The organism is Luteibacter sp., from assembly GCF_051958795.1.
In the GTDB taxonomy this organism is placed as follows: Bacteria; Pseudomonadota; Gammaproteobacteria; order Xanthomonadales; family Rhodanobacteraceae; genus Luteibacter.
On the sequence record NZ_JBQCFT010000103.1, the window covers coordinates 1 to 17,971 of the forward strand.

Consider the following 17,971-nt stretch of genomic DNA (forward strand, 5'->3'; position numbering starts at 1 on the left):
CGTTCTTTAACATAATAAGACTCCCGAGCGTTACCACCCCCCGCCCCGGGGGGGCGGGGCGCGGGGGGGGTTGGGTTACCCCCCCCCCCCCACCCGGCCCCCCCCCCCGCTCCCACAATTTTCCGCAGGATCGTACAAACCGGCGGGAACCATACCGCTGCGCATTTCCATCACCCGGGTTTGCCTTAAACTGCGTCACCTAAGCCCGCCTGGCACCTCGCTGGCGGCATTCTTCCAAGGTGAGCACATGACCCAGGAAACCCCGCGCGACGACAGCCTGCTTGGCCTGCTCAAGGGCGTCGAAGACTTCAGCGCCAACGTCTTCCCCGAAACGCAGCAGCTGTTCAGCGAACTGGCCGAAGGCCAGAGTCCCCATACCCTCTTCATCACCTGCGCGGATTCCCGCGTGGTGCCGGAGATGATCACCCAGACCCAGCCGGGCGACCTGTTCGTCTGCCGCAACATCGGCAACATCGTGCCGGGGTACGGCGAGATGCTCGGTGGCGTGTCGGCCGTGGTCGAGTTCGCGGTCGCGGTGCTCCGCGTCCGCCACGTGGTCATCTGTGGCCATAGCGATTGCGGCGCCATGAAGGGCCTGCTCAATCCGGAATCGACGAAGAACCTGCCGACGGTCGAGGCCTGGCTGCGTAACGCCGCTGCCGCGAAGAGCGCCGTGTTCGCCCGCCAGCCGGATCCGGCGAACGTGCTGAAGGACGTCACCCAGCAGAACGTCCGCCTGCAGCTCGATCACCTGCGCACCCACCCCGCGGTCACCGCCGCGCTCGCCAACCATGCGATCACGCTGCAGGGCTGGGTTTACGACATCGGTGACGGCACCGTCGCCGTGCTCGACAAGGCCTCGGACACGTTCATTCCCCTCGCCGAAGCCATCAAGAAAGAACACAGCGCATGATCCTCCCGGGGCGCGCGCACCTCGGCCACATCCTGCGTTACGTGGGCAGGCCGCTCGCGCTGCTGTTCGCGTGGGATGTGGCGGTGACCGTGTTCTGGTACGTCGCGCACCCGCGCTGGACGGCCGACTTCCCCGCCCTGCCCATCACGCTGCTGGGCTCGGCGATCGCCGTGTACCTCAGCTTCCGTAACACCACCGCGTATGCGCGGTGGTGGGAGGCGCGCACGCTGTGGGGTGCGATGGTGAATGCCTCGCGGACCCTGGCGCGCGAGGCCCTGACCCTGTTGCCTGCCCGCGCGACCGCCGTGACGGTCGTCCACCGGCAGATTGCCTACGTGCAGTCCTTGCGCCTGCACCTGCGCCGCCAGGCTCCCTGGGAAGAACTCGCACCGCGGTTGTCCGCCGACGAGATCGAGGGGCTGCGGCCGGTCGCGAACGTCCCGAACGCGATCCACAGCGGCACCGCCGAACTCATGGCGGCGGCAAAGCCTGATCCCGTGCTGTGGGCCGCACTGGCCCGCACGCTTTCCGATATCTCCAACGCCCAGGGCGGCATGGAGCGGATCAAGAACACCCCGCTGCCCCAGCAGTACGCCACCTACCCGGCCATCTTCACCCATGGCTTCTGCCTGCTGCTGCCGCTGAGCCTGGTGGAAAGCCTCGGCCTGTGGACCCCGCTCGGTTCCACCGTCGCGGGCTTCCTCTTCCTCGCCCTGCTGCAGATCGGCAACGACATGCAGAACCCGTTCGAGAACCTCGACGACGACGTGCCGCTGACCACGCTCACCCGCGCCATCGAGATCGACCTGCGCGACATGCTGGGCGAGAAGCACGACCTGAAGCCCGTGCAGCCGGAAGACGGCATCCTGCTCTGAAGCCCCTCCCTTGTGGGAGCGCGCTCGCGCGCGATGGCTGGCACGGCAAGACCCCATCGCGCGCAAGCGCGCTCCTACAGGAATGCTGCGGTGCACGCATGACCGTTGGCACACGACACCGCTTCCCGCAGGGATTTCAATCGATATAAATTTGCCCATCGTGGAGGTTTCCCCTTGCGCGCGTTCCAGCCCCTTGCCCTCGCCGCCGCTCTTGTCCCCGCCCTGGCCGGCGCCGCCTCCACCCCCGCGGAGCTCGTCAACCCGCTGATCGGCACCACGAACGGGGGTAACGTGTTCCCCGGCGCCGTGGTGCCGTTCGGCATGTTCCAGTTCACGCCGGAAGCCTCGCCCCTGCCGGGCAAGAAATCGCCGATCGCCGCACCGGGCGGGTATGAGTACCGCGCCGATGCCATCCGCGGCTTCGCCCTCACCAACGTGGAAGGCTGGGGCTGCGGTGGCGCATCGGGCGATGTGCCGATCATGCCGATCACCGAGGACGTGACCACCTCGCCGAGCACCGATTTCCGCCACGCCTACGCGTCGAAGTTCAGCCACGCCAACGAAGTGGCGAAAGCGGGCCACTACCAGGTCAAGCTGGATAACGGCGTCACCGCCGACCTCACGGCCGCGCTGCACAGCGGTGCCGGGCGCTTCGCTTTCCCCGCTGGCAAACCGGTGAACATCCTGGTCCGGGCCTCGGATTCCGAAGTCGGCTCGGAGCACGCGACGGTCAACGTCGACAAGGCCAACCACCGCATCAGCGGCTCGGTCACCAGCGGCAACGTCTGCGGCTATATCGACAAGGCGGACCGCCACAGCTACTACACCGTCCACTACGTGATCGAGTTCGACCAGCCGTTCGCCAGCACGGGTACCTGGAAGAACACCACCGTGACCAAGGGCGGCACGAAGAGCGAAGGCGGCTCGGGCTACGGCGACAAGGGCTGGCCGAAGGAAGGCAATGGTTCCGGCGCATGGGTCGGCTTCAAGCCGGGCACGAAGGACGTAAACGTCCGTGTCGGCATCTCCTACACCAGCGCGGCCAACGCGCAGGCCAACCTCGACGCCGAAGTGCCGAAGGGCACCACCTTCGAGAAGGTCCGCGACGATGCGGTGAGCGCCTGGAACAAGCAGCTTTCACGCATCGACATCGAAGGCGGCACGCCGGACCAGCGCACCGTGTTCTATACCGCGCTGTACCACGCCTCCATGACCCCGAATGTCTTCAGCGACGTCAACGGTGAGTACATCGGCTTCGACCAGAAGGTGCATAAGGTCGCCGGCACGCAGCGGGCGCAGTACGCCAACTTCTCGGGCTGGGACGTTTACCGCTCGCAGTTGCCGATGGTCGCGTGGCTCACGCCGAAGATCGCCAGCGACATCGCCCAGAGCCTCTACAACCAGGCGCAGCAGAACCACGGCGTGTGGGATCGCTGGACGCACAACAACGGCGCCACGCACGTCATGAACGGTGATCCGGCGGCACCGTCGATCGCGGGCATCTATGCGTTCGGCGCCCGCGATTTCGATGCGAAGGGCGCCCTCGCCTCCCTCATCCACGCCGCGGATAACCCGACGGCGCTGGACACCTCGATGGACGGCTGCCCGGTCGAATGCGTCGGCCAGCGCCCCGGCCTCGACCAGTGGCTGAAGCTGCACTACATCCCCGTCGGCGCCCCGTCGTGGGGTCCGGCCGCCGATACGCTTGAACTCGTCGCCGCGGAATTCGCGCTGAGCGCCATGTCCGAGCGCATGGGCGACAAGGCCAACGCGGAACGCTTCCTCGGCCGCGCGCAGTACTGGCGCAACCTGTTCGACCCGAAGGCTGCGCCGGAGGGTGGCTACATCCGTAACCGCAATGCGGATGGCACCTGGGCGAAGGTGAAGGACGACGACGACAAGGAAGCCCACGATTTCGTCCCGTCGACCGGCGACGGCTTCGTCGAAGGCAGCGCAGCCCAGTACGTGTGGATGATTCCGTTCAACGTGCACGGCCTGTTCGAAGCCATGGGCGGCATGGACAAGGCCACAAAGCGCCTGGACAACTACTTCTACCAGCCGGACGGTACTTTTGCGGTCACCAAGTCTGGCCCGCTGCACGCCGAGCTGGATAACGAACCCTCGATCGGCGGCCCATGGCTCTACAACTACGCCGGCCAGCCGTGGAAGACGCAGGAACTCGTGCGTCGCGTACTGGACACGATCTGGGTGAATGCGCCGAACGGCATCCCGGGCAACGATGATCTCGGCGAGATGTCGTCGTGGTACGTGTTCGCCGCGCTGGGCATCTACCCGAACATCCCGGGCCGCGCCGAGTTCATCGTGGGCAGCCCGCTGTTCACCAAGGCCGTCATCCACCGCGAAGGCGGCGACGTGACGATCCTTGCGCCGAATGCCGGCATGGGCAAGCCGTACGTCAACGCGCTCAAGGTCGACGGCAAGGCGGTCGACCAGTCGTGGCTACCGGAGAGCTTCGCCCTGAAGGGCGGCACGCTCGAGTTCGACCTGAAGGACACGCCGAACAAGGCGTGGGCAGCGAAGGCGAAGGATGCCCCGCCGTCGTTCGACCAAAAGTAAGCAGTAACCGTAGGAGCTCACCCTGTGAGCGACGCCGTTCGCGGAAGAGCCACAGGGTATGCAGGCCTTCGCGCAAGATGTCGCCCACAGGGTGGGCTCCTACGACGTTGCGTCAATCGATACGCTCGCGGCGCAGACGCAATGCGTTGCCCACCACCGACACCGAGCTCAGGCTCATCGCCAGCGCGGCGATCATCGGTGAGAGGGTGATGCCGAGCAGCGGATAGAGCACGCCGGCTGCAAGCGGTACGCCGGCAGCGTTGTAGATGAAGGCGAAAAGCAGGTTCTGCCTGATGTTCTTCACCGTCGCTTCGGATAGCGCCCGCGCCCGGGCGATGCCGGCAAGATCGCCCTTCAACAGCGTGACCGATGCGCTTTCGATCGCGATATCGCTGCCATTGCCCATGCCGATACCGATATCCGCCTTCGCCAGCGCAGGCGCGTCGTTAACGCCATCGCCGGCCATGGCCACCGTGCGTCCCTCGGCTTTCAACTTCGCTACGTAGTTCGCCTTGTCTTCCGGCGAAGCGCCCGCGTGCACATCGTCGATCGGTAGCGCGGAAGCCACCGCCTTCGCAGTCGCCGCGTTGTCGCCCGTCAGCATCACCAGGCGGACGCCAGCTTCGTGCAACGCATCCAACGCTGGCTTCGTCGATGCCTTCACCGGGTCAGCGAGTGAAAGCACGGCGGCCAGCCGGCCATCGATCGCCACGTACATCGCGGTCGCACCCTTGGCACGCCATTTCTCGGCCACGTCACGGCCCGCCGCGGCGTCGACCCGCTGGTCTTCCATGTGGCGGCCATTGCCCACGGCGACATCATGGCCATCCACCCGGCCCGCGACGCCACGACCCACAACGACCTGGAAGCCCGAGACCGCCAGGACGGAAGCGCCCTCGCCTTCCGCGGCGGCCACGATGGCGGCCGCAAGGGGGTGCTCGCTGGGCCGCTCCACCGCGGCGGCGAACGCGAGCACGTCGCGCCGCTCGCGGCCGAACGTCCTCACGTCCACCAGCGCTGGCCTGCCTTCGGTCAGGGTGCCGGTTTTGTCGAACACCAGCGTATCGACCTCGCGGAGCGACTCGATCGCCGCCGCATCGCGAAACAGCACACCGGCCTGCGCGCCACGGCCGCTGGCCACCATGATCGACATCGGCGTCGCCAGGCCCAGCGCGCAGGGGCACGCGATGATCAGCACCGACACCGCCGCGACCAGCGCATGCGCGAAGACCGGCTGCGGGCCGAACATCCACCATGCGGCGAAGGCCAGCAGCGCGACAACCACCACGCCCGGCACGAACCAGGCGGCGACCTTGTCGGCGATACGCTGCGACGGCGCGCGCGACCGCTGCGCTTCGGCCACCATCATCACGATGCGGGAAAGCACCGTGTCCGCGCCGACGTGGTCCACGCGCATGGTGAGCGCACCATGCTGATTCTGCGTGCCGCCGGTGAGCTTATCGTGCACTTTCTTGGCCACCGGGTTCGCTTCGCCCGTGAGCATCGCTTCATCCACGTGGCTTTCGCCGTCGAGCACGGTGCCGTCCGCCGGTACCTTCTCGCCCGGGCGTACGCGCAGGTGATCACCGACGTGGAGATGATCCAGCGGCACATCGCTTTCGCTTCCGTCGGAAGCGATACGGCGCGCCGTCTTAGGCACCAGGCCAAGCAGGCCACGCAACGCGGCACCGGTGCGGCGACGGGCGCGCAGTTCCAGGAAGTCCCCGAGCGTCACCAGGGTGACGATGACCGCCGCGGATTCGAAATAGACGTCCACATGGCCATGCAAGTCGCGCATGGCGAGCGGGAACAGGCCTGGAGCCAGCAGCGCGACGACGCTGTATACCCAGGCCACGCCCGTACCGAGCGCGATCAGCGTGTACATGTTCGGCGTCCACGGCTTCAGCGACCGCCAGCCACGCGCGAAGAATGGCGCGCCGCCCCACAGCACCACGATGCTCGCCAGCAGGGCCTCGCCCCAATGCGCGAACGCATCCCACGGCGCGGGCCACATCCAGCCGAACAGGTGCGGGCCCATGGCGACGACGAAAACCGGCAAGGTCAACGCCACCAGCACGCCAAGGCGACGCGCCATCGCGCTCACTTCGCCATCGTCCTCGTCGAGCGTGGGCATGGCGGGCTCGAGGGCCATGCCGCATTTGGGGCACGCGCCGGGGCCTTCCTGGCGCACTTCCGGGTGCATTGGGCAGGTGTAGAGGGTGCCTGGGGGCGCGGCTACGTCGGGACTCTTCGCGGAGCCATCGCGCGCAAGCGCGCTCCCACTAGCGGGTTGGGGGTTGTGGGAGCAACAGCTGTGGGTCATGGCTGCGGCTCTGCAAGCGCCTTCAGGATCGGGCAGTCTTCCGGTGCGCCATGGCCCGGGCATGCGTCGACCAGCTCGGCAAGGCCATTGCGGACACGTTGCAGCTCGCTGATGCGGTCATCGATGGCCTTGAGCCGCGCCGTCGCACGTTCGCGTACGCCTTCGACGCCGTCGTTGCGGTCCGCCGACAAGGCCAGCAGCTCGCGGATCTCGTCGAGCGTGAAGCCGAGCTCCTTTGCCCGGCGGATGAAGCGCAGGCGCGATACCGCCGAGGCGTCGTACTCACGGTAGCCAGACGGCCGGCGCTTCGGCTCGGGCAACAAGCCCTCGCGTTCGTAGAAGCGGATGGTATCGATGGCCACCCCCGCGCTCTGCGCGATGCGGCCGATGGTGAGTGAGGTCGAGTTTGTCATGGGTGAAGTCTAAAGCCTTGAGCTAACTCCAGAGTCAATACCCAACCGGATTTCGTTGCCTGCGCCCCGTGAATGGTTCAATTTATGTGAACAACTTGCCGTTTTTACATAGCGCACCCCTACCGAACGTAACTGCGCCGCAACAACGCGACCACGCCAGATTAACCGCAGCCCCCGGAAAACCTCGCTGCAAAGCCATTTGCTTACGATTTTTCGTAGATCTCTTCCGTTTTTGCGACGCAGCGTGACACCCCCCGGCCTCAGTTCTTAAATTTGCGTCGGGGGAATTAGATCGATCCAAGCCAAGAATGATTCGCATCGACGATTGTTTTTGGCCTGGCCAGGGTGGGGGTGAGTGGAAGGGGAACGTGCGCACGATGCGCTGCCCCGGCTGCCGTCCCTTTCCGACGCACCGTTTGAGGGGAATGGGAAGCGCACACGTGAAAGCCAGAACTGTCCGTCATTCCATGCTGAAGAAGGTGCGCCTGGCTGAGGTGCGCGCCTGTCACCTGGCTGAGCGCCCGAGTCGGCGCTCTACTGTCCTGCATCTGCTTCGTTGAACCACGCAGTGCCGACCTGCCCGGGGGCTGGTCGGCCGTCTTTAATTTGGATCGATCCAATCAAGTTTTAGAGGAGGACGTGTGCAGTACACATTCGCGCATCTGCACAGGTGATCAAACGGGGGATCACCGCGCTTGACCCGCAAGGGCTCTTTTCATTGAGGGATGAAAATAAAATGTCTTTTAAGCCACAACTCTTTAAGCGCAAACCGCTGTGTGCCGCGCTCGCCACAGCCACGTTCTCACTCGCCATGATCGTGCCCGCCGCCGCGTTCGCGCAGACCGCCGCGCCCGCGACCACGCAAGCACAGACCGACGCCGCGCAGCAGCAGACCGACGCCACGCAGCAACAGACCAACGCCGCCAAGACGAAGAAGGACGGCAAGCAGGCCCGTGCAAACGAAGGCCAGAGCCCGACCAACCTCGATACCGTGGTTGTCACGAGCTACGCCCAGTCGATCGAGCAGAACGTGATCGACAAGCGCGAGGCCAACTCGATCGTTGAAGTGATCAATGCGCAGAATATTGCGCAGTTCCCGGCCAAGAACATCGCAGACGCGCTTGCGCACGTACCGGGCGTGGTCATCAGCCGCGAATCGGGCGAAGGCAAGACCGTCAGCATCCGCGGCCTTGCGCCCGAACTGACCTACACCCAGTTGAACGGCAACTACGTCGCCTCGGCCGATACCTCGGCCGGCCTGACCCGCTCGTTCAACTACACGCTGTTCCCGGCGAACATGTTCTCGGACATCAAGCTCTACAAGAGCCTCGAGGCACGCCTGGATGAAGGCGGTATCGGCGGTAACGTCGACCTGCGCACGCGTCGTCCGCTCGAAATGGCAGCGAACGAAGGCTTCGTGACGGGTACCGGCGCCATGTCCGATACCAGCGGCAAGACCGAACCGCAGGGCTCGGCCCTGTACTCGTGGAAGAACAAGGACGAGACGTTCGGCTTCCTCGTCGCCGGCTCGTACCAGAAGCGCCAGGCAACCACGTACGAAGCGGATGCGACCAGCTGGCACTGGTGGTCGGACAACTGCCGCGACCACGAGACCTGCACGCAGGCACCGGTGGATATCCACGGCAACCCGTACGACTCGGCCGTCAACAACAACATCGACCTGTGGGGCAACGGCGTCGTCGACCAGGCTGGAAACAAGTACAACGGTTTCTGGATGCCGCAGCAGTTCGCCACGAGCCGCAACGACCTGAGCCTGAAGACCAAGGGCGCCCAGGCCACGATGCAGTTCAAGCCGAGCGACCACTTCCTGCTGACCGGTAACTACTTCCGCTTCGAGCGCCAGCAGACCCAGATCACCAACACGCTCGAGATCCCCGAGTGGGGCCTGCCGAACAACAGCAACTATGCCGACCAGAACGGCCGCCTGCTGGCCCCGAACGGCCTGACCTTCGATCCGTCGCACAGCATCGTCACCGGCGCGAACTACCAGCTGCCGGCCGCCGGCGTCGGTTGTAACTCCGCGACCAACCCCGTCACCGGCGCAGCCCGCCAGGCGGTGGACGTCTGCAACACGGAAATCCCCTGGCTCAACGGCAACTACTCCGTCGAGAAGGCCACCTCGCAGACCCTTAACCTGGAAGGCGAGTGGGACAACGGCGGTTCGCTCAGCGGTTCGTTCAACTTCGGCCGTACCTGGGCCAAGGGCGGCCCGTCGATCGAACTGGGCATGGCCGCCAAGCCGCGCAACTTCGTGAACGGCCAGTGGGTGAACGGCAGCAACGGTGCCTCGTGGACCACGTCCGGCAGCGATGTGAGCAGCAAGCCGGGCATCAGCGCCGAGCAGGATGTGCTGAACAACATGCTCAACGGTGCCGGCCAGGTCGACCTGGGCTCCACCGGTTCGAACATGGTCAACACGACCAACTCGCAGAACTTCGCCCAGGCCGACTTCACCTGGTCGCTGGATTCCAGCTGGCTGCAGTCGATCCAGTTTGGTGGCAAGTACAGCGACGCCAACGCCGAACAGCAGAGCAACGAGGTGCGCTGGTACTGCAAGGGCACCCAGCTGCAGTTCCAGACCTGCGATCCAAACGCGGGCCAGCTGCCGGCCGGCTTCCTGCAGTCGGAATACCTCAACGGGGTGAACCACGCCTACGGCGATGACATCTTCCCGGCGATCAACTTCCCGGCGTACTACAACTACCTGAACCAGACGTACGACCGCACGCTGTACAACAAGCCGCAGAACAAGTCGTCCATCGGTGAAAAGATCGCTGCTGCCTACGTGCAGGCGAACTTCGATACGGGCAGCGTCCGCGGTAACGTCGGCGTGCGCTTCGTCACGACGAAGCAGGACCTCACGGTCGCCAACCAGGTCACCACCAACAACGCCGTGTACTACCATGATCCGGCGGGCAACATCCTCATCTGCCCGGCCTCGGGCGTGAATGCGGGTGGCGGTGCGTGCGCCCCGGGTGACTTCCAGTACCTGCCGCGCGAAGTGTCGGTCATCGAGGACTTCACCAACTCGTCGACCAAGAAGCGTTACAACAAGTTCCTGCCGAGCTTCAACGTCGCCTGGACGTTCGCCGAAGACTTCGTCCTCCGCGCCGCCGGCTCGCAGGCGATGGCTCGCGCGAACTACACCGACCTTGCCCAGCTGGGCCAGCTGACCAACAACACCCAGGAGTACTACAACGACCGCAAGCAGTTCGGCGCACCGCTGCCGGGCTGGTACGGTTCGGGTGCCAACGCCGACCTGAAGCCGTTCACGGCCACCCAGTTCGACCTGGCCGGCGAGTGGTACTACGCGACCAAGGGCGTCGTCGGCATCGACTTCTTCAAGAAGAAGGTGAAGAACTTCGTCGTCCCGGTCACCGTCAACAACATCAACGTTGACGTGGGCGGCACCGCGACGAACTTCCTGCAGTACAGCACCAATGCCAACGGCCGCTCCGGTACGTCGAAGGGCGTGGAAATCTACGCGCAGCACAGCTTCGAGTCGGGCTTCGGCGCCATCGTCAACTACACGCTCAACAAGACGAACGAAACCGCGGTCTCGCTGGGCGATACCCAGGTCGGCAACGCCGAGCTGATCGGTAGCGCGAAGTACGCCGCCAACGTCTCGCTGTTCTATGAAAAGCACGGCCTGCTGCTCCGCGCCAGCGACAACTGGACCGGCCGCACCATGACCGGCCTGGCCTCGGGCCTGCCGGTGTATGCGCAGCCATACCACCAGATCGACCTGAACGGCGACTATGAGTTCAACAAGCTCTTCATGGTCACGGCGTCGGTCATCAACTTCAACAAGGCGACGCCGCACACCTACCTGGGTGGCGACACGCGCGCACGTCTGGTCCAGCTGCTCTACCCGGGCCGCCAGTACTACGTGGGCGTGACGTACAAGTTCGGTGGTGAAAGCGACAAGTAAGAAAATGGACGGGGCCGGGCACATCGCCCGGCCCCGTCTTCGTTTGAACGGATGAATCCCCGCTCCGTCGAAGGAAACCCTTATGACCATGCTCCTGGCACGCCAGCCCCGTCGTGCCCTTGTCCTCGCGCTCGCGACGCTTACCCTCGGCACTGCCCTCGCCGGCCCGGCGAAAGACGCAAAGCCCACCTCTTCTTCCACCTCATCGGTCGATCTCGCCAACCCCCTCGTGGGCACCGCGCCACTCGATGACCAGGCACTCCTCGGCAACGCCCCGCCCCCTGGCGAGCCGACCTACACCGGCATGACGACGCCCGGCGCCAGCCTGCCGCAGAGCGCGACCGAAGCCGCACCCGTCAACATCAACGCCGACCTCGGCTTCGCTACCGGCGTGCCGGTCGCGTACGACTACCGCCGCCCGACCATGCTCGGCTTCAGTGGCGGCGGCTCGACCTACGGTGCGCGCGGCGCGCCCATCGTCATGCCGGTGGTCGGCGACTGGACCGTTCCGCCGGATTACGCCATGTCGTATTACGACAAGGCCAGCGAGAAGGCCTCGCCCGGCTACTACGCCGTGGACCTTGCCACGTTCCACACGCGCGCCGAACTGACGGCGACGCAGTGGACCAGCCTGATGCGTTTCACCTTCCCCGATAGCCACCGCTCCAACGTGGTCATCAACCTGCGCAAGGCCGGTGGCGATATCGAAGTAGTCGATGACCACACGGTGCGCGGCTCCGCCACGGCAGGCCGCCGTGACCGCGACACGGATGGCCCGTTCTTCATCGCTGAATTCTCCCGCCCGTTCACGCGGTTCGGCACGTTCCACGCCGAGATCAACGAGAAGGGCGAAGGCCTCGGCCGCGAGGATGTCCAGGCCGGCCGCCGAAAGATCTCCGGTGACTACGCTGGCGCCTACCTCGGCTTCGATACGAAGAAGGGTGACCAGGTCGTGGTGCGCATCGCCCACGGCCATAGCGCGGCGGAAGCCGAGCAGCGGCTGAAGGCCCAGGATAGCGATGCCGATTTCGACCGCGTGCATGAGAAGGCGCGTGCGAAGTGGGCCGAGCTGTTCGATCGCGTGCAGGTCACGGGTGGCACGCCGAAGCAGCGCATGCTGTTCTACTCCACCCTGTACCACTCGTTCGCCAGCCCGCGCATGATCGCCCGCAAGGGTGAGCACTACACGGACACGCAAGGCAACGACAAGCTCGCCGATTACGACCAGTACGGCCCGGTGCCTTACTGGGATACCGGCCGCAACCAGATCGCCCTGCTCATGCTGATGCAGCCGACGGTGGTGCAGGACATCATGCGCTCCGAGCTGGACCGCGCCCGCGAACGCGGCTACATGAACACCTCGTTCCACGGCGACCATGCCGTGTTCCTCTACGACGGTGCGTGGCAGCGCGGCATCGATTTCGATTACAACGCCGCTTACGAATACCTGCGCAAGAACGCCACGGATCCGAAGGGTCCGCGCGGCTACCTCGCCGAGTACGACAAGCAGGGCTGGATCTCGGACATCATCCCGGATGGCAACCCCAGCCCGCCTTACGCCGGTGGCAAGGCCGGCGTCGCCACCACCCTCGAATACGCATGGGATGACCATGCGCTGGCCGACTTCGCCCGCCGCCTCGGCAAGGCCGATGACGCCGCGATGTTCGAGAAGCGCGCCGCCAACTATCGCAACGTGTTCGATCCCTCGGTCGGCTTCATGCGCGGCCGCACGGCGGATGGCAAGTGGATCTCGCCGTTCGATCCGGGCGAGCCGTACTACAACTTCATGATGAAGGAAGGTTCTGGCTGGTCCACCCTGTGGCTGGTACCGCACGACGTGCAGGGTCTCATGGACCTGCTCGGTGGCCGCGACAAGTTCAACGCCAAGCTCGATGCGTTCTTCTCCACGCCGTACACCGCGAAGGGCATCTGCCGCGACTGCACGGGCCTCATCGGCCAGTACGTGCAGGGCAACCAGCCGGACCAGCAGGCGGCCTACCTGTACGCATGGAGCGGCCAGCCGTGGAAGACCCAGGCGCTGACCCGCCGGATCCTGGCCGAGCTGTACGGCAGCGATGCCACGGGCTATGGCTACCCGGGCATGGACGACCAGGGTTCCACCTCGTCGTGGTACGTGCTGAGCGCCATGGGCTTCTACCCGGTGGATCCGTCCACGCCGGATTACATCATCGGCAGCCCGATCTTCGACCACGTGCGCCTGCGCCTTGGCAACGGCAAGCTGTTCGAGATCGTCGCGAAGAACAACTCCGCGAAGAACATGTACATCCAGTCGGCCACGCTCAACGGCAAGCCGTGGACGAAGCCGTGGTTCAGCCATGCGGACATCGTCAACGGTGCCACGCTGGTGCTGACCATGGGCCCCGAGCCCAGCAAGACCTGGGGCACCGCCCCGCAGGACGCCCCGCCCTCCATGTCGCACGCCCCCTGAAGCCGCGCCCCACCCCTAAGCGCGCCCCTGTGGGAGCGCGCTTGCGCGCGATACACGCCGCGACACCGTCACAAAGGACCGTAAATGAAGTTGCACCACAACCTGCCCCGCACCCGCCCCTACCTGGCCATCGCCCTCGCCATCGCCCTGGCCTCCCCGGCCATGGCCGCCCGGGCCGCGGACGGCGTATGGAACGGCAAGACCGCCCCGCTCGCGACGCCGTGGACCGGCGACGTCTCGCCGACCCACGCCCTGCCGGAATACCCGCGTCCGCAGCTCGCACGCCCTTCGCTCGACAAGCCGACCTGGCTCAGCCTCAACGGCCTGTGGGAATACGCCGCGACGGAGAACGCCGCCGCGCCGCATTTCGGCGAGGCGCTCAAGGACAAGGTGCTCGTGCCCTACCCGATCGAGTCGGTGCTTTCCGGGGTGCGGAAACATTCGGACCACATGCTCTACCGCCGCACCGTGGAGATCCCGGCGGACTTCACGGCGAACGGCCAGCACGTCCGCCTGAACTTCGGCGCCGTGGCGCAGGAGGCCACCGTGTACGTGAACGGTAAGCAGGTGGCGAAGCATACGGACGGCTATACCTCGTTCAGCGCCGACATCACCGCGGCGTTGCGCCCGAATGGCCCGCAGGAAATCGTCGTCGCCGTGCATGCACCCGTCGATGGCGAGAACGTCATGGTCGGCAAGCAGCGGTTGAAGCCCGAAGGGATCTTCTACACGCCGGCCTCGGGCATCTGGCAGTCGGTGTGGCTCGAGCCCGTGCCCGCGGCGAGCCTCGGCCAGCTGACCTTTACCTCGGACACCACGCTGGATGGCTTCACGGCCAATGCGAAGGTCGATGGAAACGCCGCCGGTGCCACGCTGCACATCACCGCGTACGCGGGCGACAAGGCCGTGGGTGAAGCGACCGGGCCGGCCGGCAAGCCGTTGCACGTCGCCATCAAGGATCCGCACCTGTGGAGCCCCACCGACCCGTTCCTGTACACGTTCAAGGCCACCCTGGCCCAGGGCGGCAAGAGCGATGAGGTCACCAGCTACGCCGGCCTGCGCACCATCGGCATCAAGAACGTAGGCGGCAAGAACCGCATCGTGCTCAACGGCAAGCCGACCTTCCTGCTGGCCACGCTGGACCAGGGCTACTGGCCGGATGGCATCCATACCGCCCCGACCGACGAAGCGCTGAAGTTCGATATCCAGAAGACGAAGGATTTCGGCTTCAACACCATCCGCAAGCACATCAAGGTCGAACCGGCGCGCTGGTACTACTGGGCCGACCGCATCGGCCTGATGGTATGGCAGGACATGCCGGCCATGCCGAACGGCCACAACGACAAACTCAGCGATGCCGACAAGGCACGCTTCAAGAAGGACGTCACGGCGATCGTCACCCAGCTCAAGGGCGAGACCTCGATCATCGGCTGGATCCCGTTCAACGAAGGCTGGGGCCAGTGGAGCATCCCCGCCGCAGGCGAACTGGCGACGCAGATCAAGAAGCTCGATCCCACCCGCCTGGTCAACGCACGCAGCGGCTACAACTGCTGCGATACGAAGGGCGACGTGCACGCCGGCGACATCATCGACGTACACGACTACCAGGGCCCGGGCCTGCCGGCGCCGGATGCGAAGCGCGCATCGATGGATGGCGAGCATGGCGGCCTGACGCTGGGCGTCGCGGGCCACATGTGGCCGAACACGGCGATCAATCCGTATGGCGATGTAAAGGATGCCGCTGCGCTGAACGCCGGTTACGTCGCGAATACGGCCGTGCTGCGCGACAAAGGCCCGGCCGTTGGCATGTCCGGCAGCGTCTACACCCAGATCACCGACGTGGAAGGCGAGCACAACGGCCTGTACACGTATGACCGCAAGGTCGAGAAGGTGGACGAGGCCAAGGTGAAGGCGATCAACGAGGCGACGATCCGGGCCTTCGAAGGGCCTTGATGCATCGGCATGGACACGAACCCGCGTCAGGCACGGCGCGGGTTCGTACCCATCGCCGGATAGGCCGGGGTCACGGGGGCACGGCCATCCATGACCACCCTATAGCGCCCCTCGTGCTTGGCGACATAGAGCGCTGCGTCCGCTGCGCGGCACATGCGCTGCAGGTCGTAGCCCGCCGTATCCACGCATGCGACACCGATGCTGGCGGTCACCGATACGACGGCCCCCTCCACTACGAGGGGCGATGCCGAGAGCGCGGTGCGCAGGCGCTCCGCGACCACGCCACCCTGCAGCCGCGGCGCGTCAAGCAACAGCATCGCGAACTCTTCGCCGCCTAGCCGGCCAAGCAGGTCATCCTTGCGCAACACGCCCTTGCAGATAGCCACGCAATGCCTGAGTACGGCATCGCCAACGGCGTGACCGTGCGTGTCATTGACCTGCTTGAAATGGTCGAGGTCGAGGAACACGAGACACGCGTCGCCCGCGCGCCTTTCAAGGCCCTTGAGAGCCAGGTCAGACTCCGCCATGAACGTCTGGTGGTTATATACGGCGGTCAGGCTATCGCGGGATGAAAGCCATTTGAAGCGGAGCTGCGAGCGCTTGATGCGGGCCGTCCAGAACAGGATGGAAAGGAGAACAAGGGCCAGCAAGGCGATGTAAAGCCGGCTCGTTTCGACCGCATTGGCGTCGAGGGCCTGCTGCAGCCGAAGGATCCGGTTTTCCTTGCTCAGGCCTTCGCTTTCGAGCTTTTCCGCGCGGAAGTGCTGGCTCGCGGCCTCGTAAGCCGCGTTGCGGACATTGGCATCACGCAGGTATCCCTGGTCCTGGACAACATAGTCCTCGTAGAATTCGAGTGCCCTTGCCGTGTTCCCTTGCGCCTTCTCAATGCCGTAGAGCACACGATACGCAATACGCAGCGCCTCGTTGATATCGCCGGGATGATTCAGCGATACCGTTTCGTTCGCCGCCTTGCGTGCCTCGTCGATGTTGCCGAGCAGCTCGTAGATTTGTGCCCGCTGGCTGGCAAGGTCGATGAGATGCGGAAAATACCCGCTCGCCTCGATGGCAGGGGCAATGGCCTGGAGAGCCGTCAGCGCCTGCCCGGCCTTGCGGTCGGCGATAAGCCGATCCACCCGGATCAATGCCGCCGTGTTGGCAAAGATCGGCTGCCTGTCCGCCGTGCACGCGTCGATGGTCGTCTGCAATTCCGGGCTGTCCGCCGTGAGCTGGCGCGCACCTTCCAGTGCCGTGACCTTCTGCACCAGCGCCTGGCAAGGCGACCGCCCCGCCGGCGTGGCCTCGATCATCATGTTCGCGTACTTGAGGCCCATCGCCGGCTCTCCAGCGAACGTCAGCATCTGTGCCAGGTTCGCCAGGAGCGAGAATTTCGCCTCGGGATCGGAAACCGTCTCCAGCGTCTCGGCAGCCCGGGGGGCCATCGCATAGGCCTCGGCGTACTTGCCCCGGCTGGTCAGGTTGTTCATCAGCATCGCGGTCGCGCGCACGCCCAGCGCGTCGTCGTCCGATTCGGACATGACCGCGCGGAAAGCGGCTTCGGCTTCCGGGTAGCGACCCTCGTAATTGGCTTCCCAACCATCGAGGTAGCGCAGGTACCGCTTTTCGCCGGCATCCAGGTCCGCCACGTCGGTATGGAGTGCCGCAAGAAGCTCAGTGAACCGCGCGTGATCCTTCGTGCGGATGGCGTCAACTTGCGCCACCCGGCCCTGCGCTGGGGGCGGCAGCGGCACGGAGGCGGCATGCGCCGCCAGCGCCATGCCCAGCACCAGGCCTGCGAAGGCGATCCGGTACCGAAAGCGTGACATGCCGCCTGGAACGATGCCCACCATGGCCTCAGGGCGAGGGTGCGTCCAGGTCGTCGCCGGAGGCGGTTCCGTCCTCGTCGCCCTCGTCGTCGTGATCCGGGTGGTGCGCGGGGTCGTGGTCGTCACCGTCGCCTTCATGGCCGCCGGTCTGGCTCATGTGCTCGCCGTGCAGCTTCACGAGGCCCAGTTCCGCGGTCAGCGCCGCGTCGTTGCCCGTGGCCGCCAGTTCGCGCACGCCGGGCGATGCTCCGGCCGCATCAAGCGCACTCGCGAGTGCCTCGGGCGAGGCATGCCGCAGGCTCGCATCGCGGCCGATGGCTTCCAGTAGTTCAACGGTATCGTGCACGTCATTCCCCAAGTCTGGCGTTCATGCTGCGCGCGAACGGGCCTGCATGCTGCGTTAGCGGCGGGCCGTCCGGATTCTTTAGGTCGTCATGCGGTTACGACCGGCTCGGCGCCGGTGCCGTAGATAGCGTCGAGTGCATCCAGGCGCGCGCGCATCGCCAGGTTTGGCCGCAGTGCATGCACGGGCGGGAGCACCAGTGTTTCCTGGCCGATGAACTCAGCCGATGGGAAGTCCCGCAATGCCATGCGCTGGATATGCGGGCCGTGGATGGGGAGCACCGGCGCCCGATACACCACGATCGGGTGGTCGGCGGGATAGTCCTCGAGCAACCGCTCCACGAGCAGCTC

Annotated in this window: 10 protein-coding genes and 1 pseudogene; 6 read left to right on the forward strand and 5 right to left on the reverse strand. The window is 65.5% G+C overall.

Annotated features, from left to right (window positions below; translation table 11 throughout):
• Positions 1-247: 247 nt before the first annotated feature.
• From ACTHLF_RS05630 to ACTHLF_RS05640, 3 genes are all read left to right on the forward strand, one after another.
• Entirely contained in the window at positions 248-913 is a 666-nt protein-coding gene (locus tag ACTHLF_RS05630) for a carbonic anhydrase (RefSeq protein WP_440325591.1), read from the forward strand.
• Positions 910-1,788 carry a bestrophin family protein gene (locus tag ACTHLF_RS05635; RefSeq protein WP_440325593.1) on the forward strand — a complete coding sequence of 293 codons (879 nt, stop codon included), beginning with the start codon at positions 910-912 and terminating at the stop codon, positions 1,786-1,788. The genes ACTHLF_RS05630 and ACTHLF_RS05635 overlap by 4 nt, the downstream gene beginning before the upstream one ends.
• A 174-nt stretch (positions 1,789-1,962) precedes the next feature.
• On the forward strand, positions 1,963-4,365 hold the full coding sequence (locus ACTHLF_RS05640) for a GH92 family glycosyl hydrolase (protein WP_440325595.1): 2,403 nt from the start codon (positions 1,963-1,965) through the stop codon (positions 4,363-4,365).
• 112 nt (positions 4,366-4,477) lie between these two features.
• Here ACTHLF_RS05640 and ACTHLF_RS05645 read toward each other — a convergent pair whose 3' ends face one another.
• Complete coding sequence (locus tag ACTHLF_RS05645) at positions 4,478-6,751, reverse strand: copper-transporting P-type ATPase (RefSeq protein WP_440325596.1); 2,274 nt, start codon at positions 6,749-6,751, stop codon at positions 4,478-4,480.
• Entirely contained in the window at positions 6,685-7,101 is a 417-nt protein-coding gene (locus ACTHLF_RS05650; protein ID WP_440325598.1) for a MerR family transcriptional regulator, read from the reverse strand. The genes ACTHLF_RS05645 and ACTHLF_RS05650 overlap by 67 nt, the downstream gene beginning before the upstream one ends.
• A 736-nt stretch (positions 7,102-7,837) precedes the next feature.
• Between ACTHLF_RS05650 and ACTHLF_RS05655 the strand changes: the two genes are divergently transcribed.
• The 3 genes from ACTHLF_RS05655 to ACTHLF_RS05665 all read left to right on the forward strand — a co-directional run bounded on the left by ACTHLF_RS05655 (position 7,838) and on the right by ACTHLF_RS05665 (position 15,455).
• Positions 7,838-11,053: a TonB-dependent receptor gene (locus ACTHLF_RS05655; RefSeq protein ID WP_440325600.1), complete on the forward strand. Its 3,216-nt coding sequence runs from the start codon at positions 7,838-7,840 to the stop codon at positions 11,051-11,053.
• Between the two features lie 82 nt (positions 11,054-11,135).
• Complete coding sequence (locus tag ACTHLF_RS05660) at positions 11,136-13,502, forward strand: GH92 family glycosyl hydrolase (protein WP_440325601.1); 2,367 nt, start codon at positions 11,136-11,138, stop codon at positions 13,500-13,502.
• 84 nt (positions 13,503-13,586) lie between these two features.
• Positions 13,587-15,455 carry a glycoside hydrolase family 2 protein gene (locus ACTHLF_RS05665; protein WP_440325603.1) on the forward strand — a complete coding sequence of 623 codons (1,869 nt, stop codon included), beginning with the start codon at positions 13,587-13,589 and terminating at the stop codon, positions 15,453-15,455.
• Positions 15,456-15,481: 26 nt separating this feature from the next.
• Here ACTHLF_RS05665 and ACTHLF_RS05670 read toward each other — a convergent pair whose 3' ends face one another.
• The 3 genes and pseudogenes from ACTHLF_RS05670 to ACTHLF_RS05680 form a co-directional block, all read right to left on the reverse strand.
• A complete protein-coding gene (locus ACTHLF_RS05670; RefSeq protein ID WP_440325605.1) occupies positions 15,482-17,278 on the reverse strand; it encodes a tetratricopeptide repeat-containing diguanylate cyclase in 1,797 nt (598 codons plus the stop codon).
• Positions 17,279-17,306: 28 nt separating this feature from the next.
• Entirely contained in the window at positions 17,307-17,624 is a 318-nt protein-coding gene (locus tag ACTHLF_RS05675; protein WP_440325606.1) for a hypothetical protein, read from the reverse strand.
• Positions 17,625-17,710: 86 nt separating this feature from the next.
• Positions 17,711-17,971, reverse strand: a pseudogene (locus ACTHLF_RS05680) (SAM-dependent methyltransferase); the annotation flags it as partial.

Bases quoted from the DNA above. Each gene is read 5' to 3' on its own strand.
- ACTHLF_RS05670 (WP_440325605.1), bottom strand. From the start codon at position 17,278: ATGTCACGCTTTCGGTACCGGATCGCCTTCGCAGGCCTGGTGCTGGGC.
- ACTHLF_RS05660 (WP_440325601.1), top strand. From the start codon at position 11,136: ATGACCATGCTCCTGGCACGCCAGCCCCGTCGTGCCCTTGTCCTCGCG.
- ACTHLF_RS05665 (WP_440325603.1), top strand. From the start codon at position 13,587: ATGAAGTTGCACCACAACCTGCCCCGCACCCGCCCCTACCTGGCCATC.
- ACTHLF_RS05630 (WP_440325591.1), top strand. From the start codon at position 248: ATGACCCAGGAAACCCCGCGCGACGACAGCCTGCTTGGCCTGCTCAAG.
- ACTHLF_RS05635 (WP_440325593.1), top strand. From the start codon at position 910: ATGATCCTCCCGGGGCGCGCGCACCTCGGCCACATCCTGCGTTACGTG.
- ACTHLF_RS05655 (WP_440325600.1), top strand. From the start codon at position 7,838: ATGTCTTTTAAGCCACAACTCTTTAAGCGCAAACCGCTGTGTGCCGCG.
- ACTHLF_RS05645 (WP_440325596.1), bottom strand. From the start codon at position 6,751: ATGCCCGGGCCATGGCGCACCGGAAGACTGCCCGATCCTGAAGGCGCT.
- ACTHLF_RS05650 (WP_440325598.1), bottom strand. From the start codon at position 7,101: ATGACAAACTCGACCTCACTCACCATCGGCCGCATCGCGCAGAGCGCG.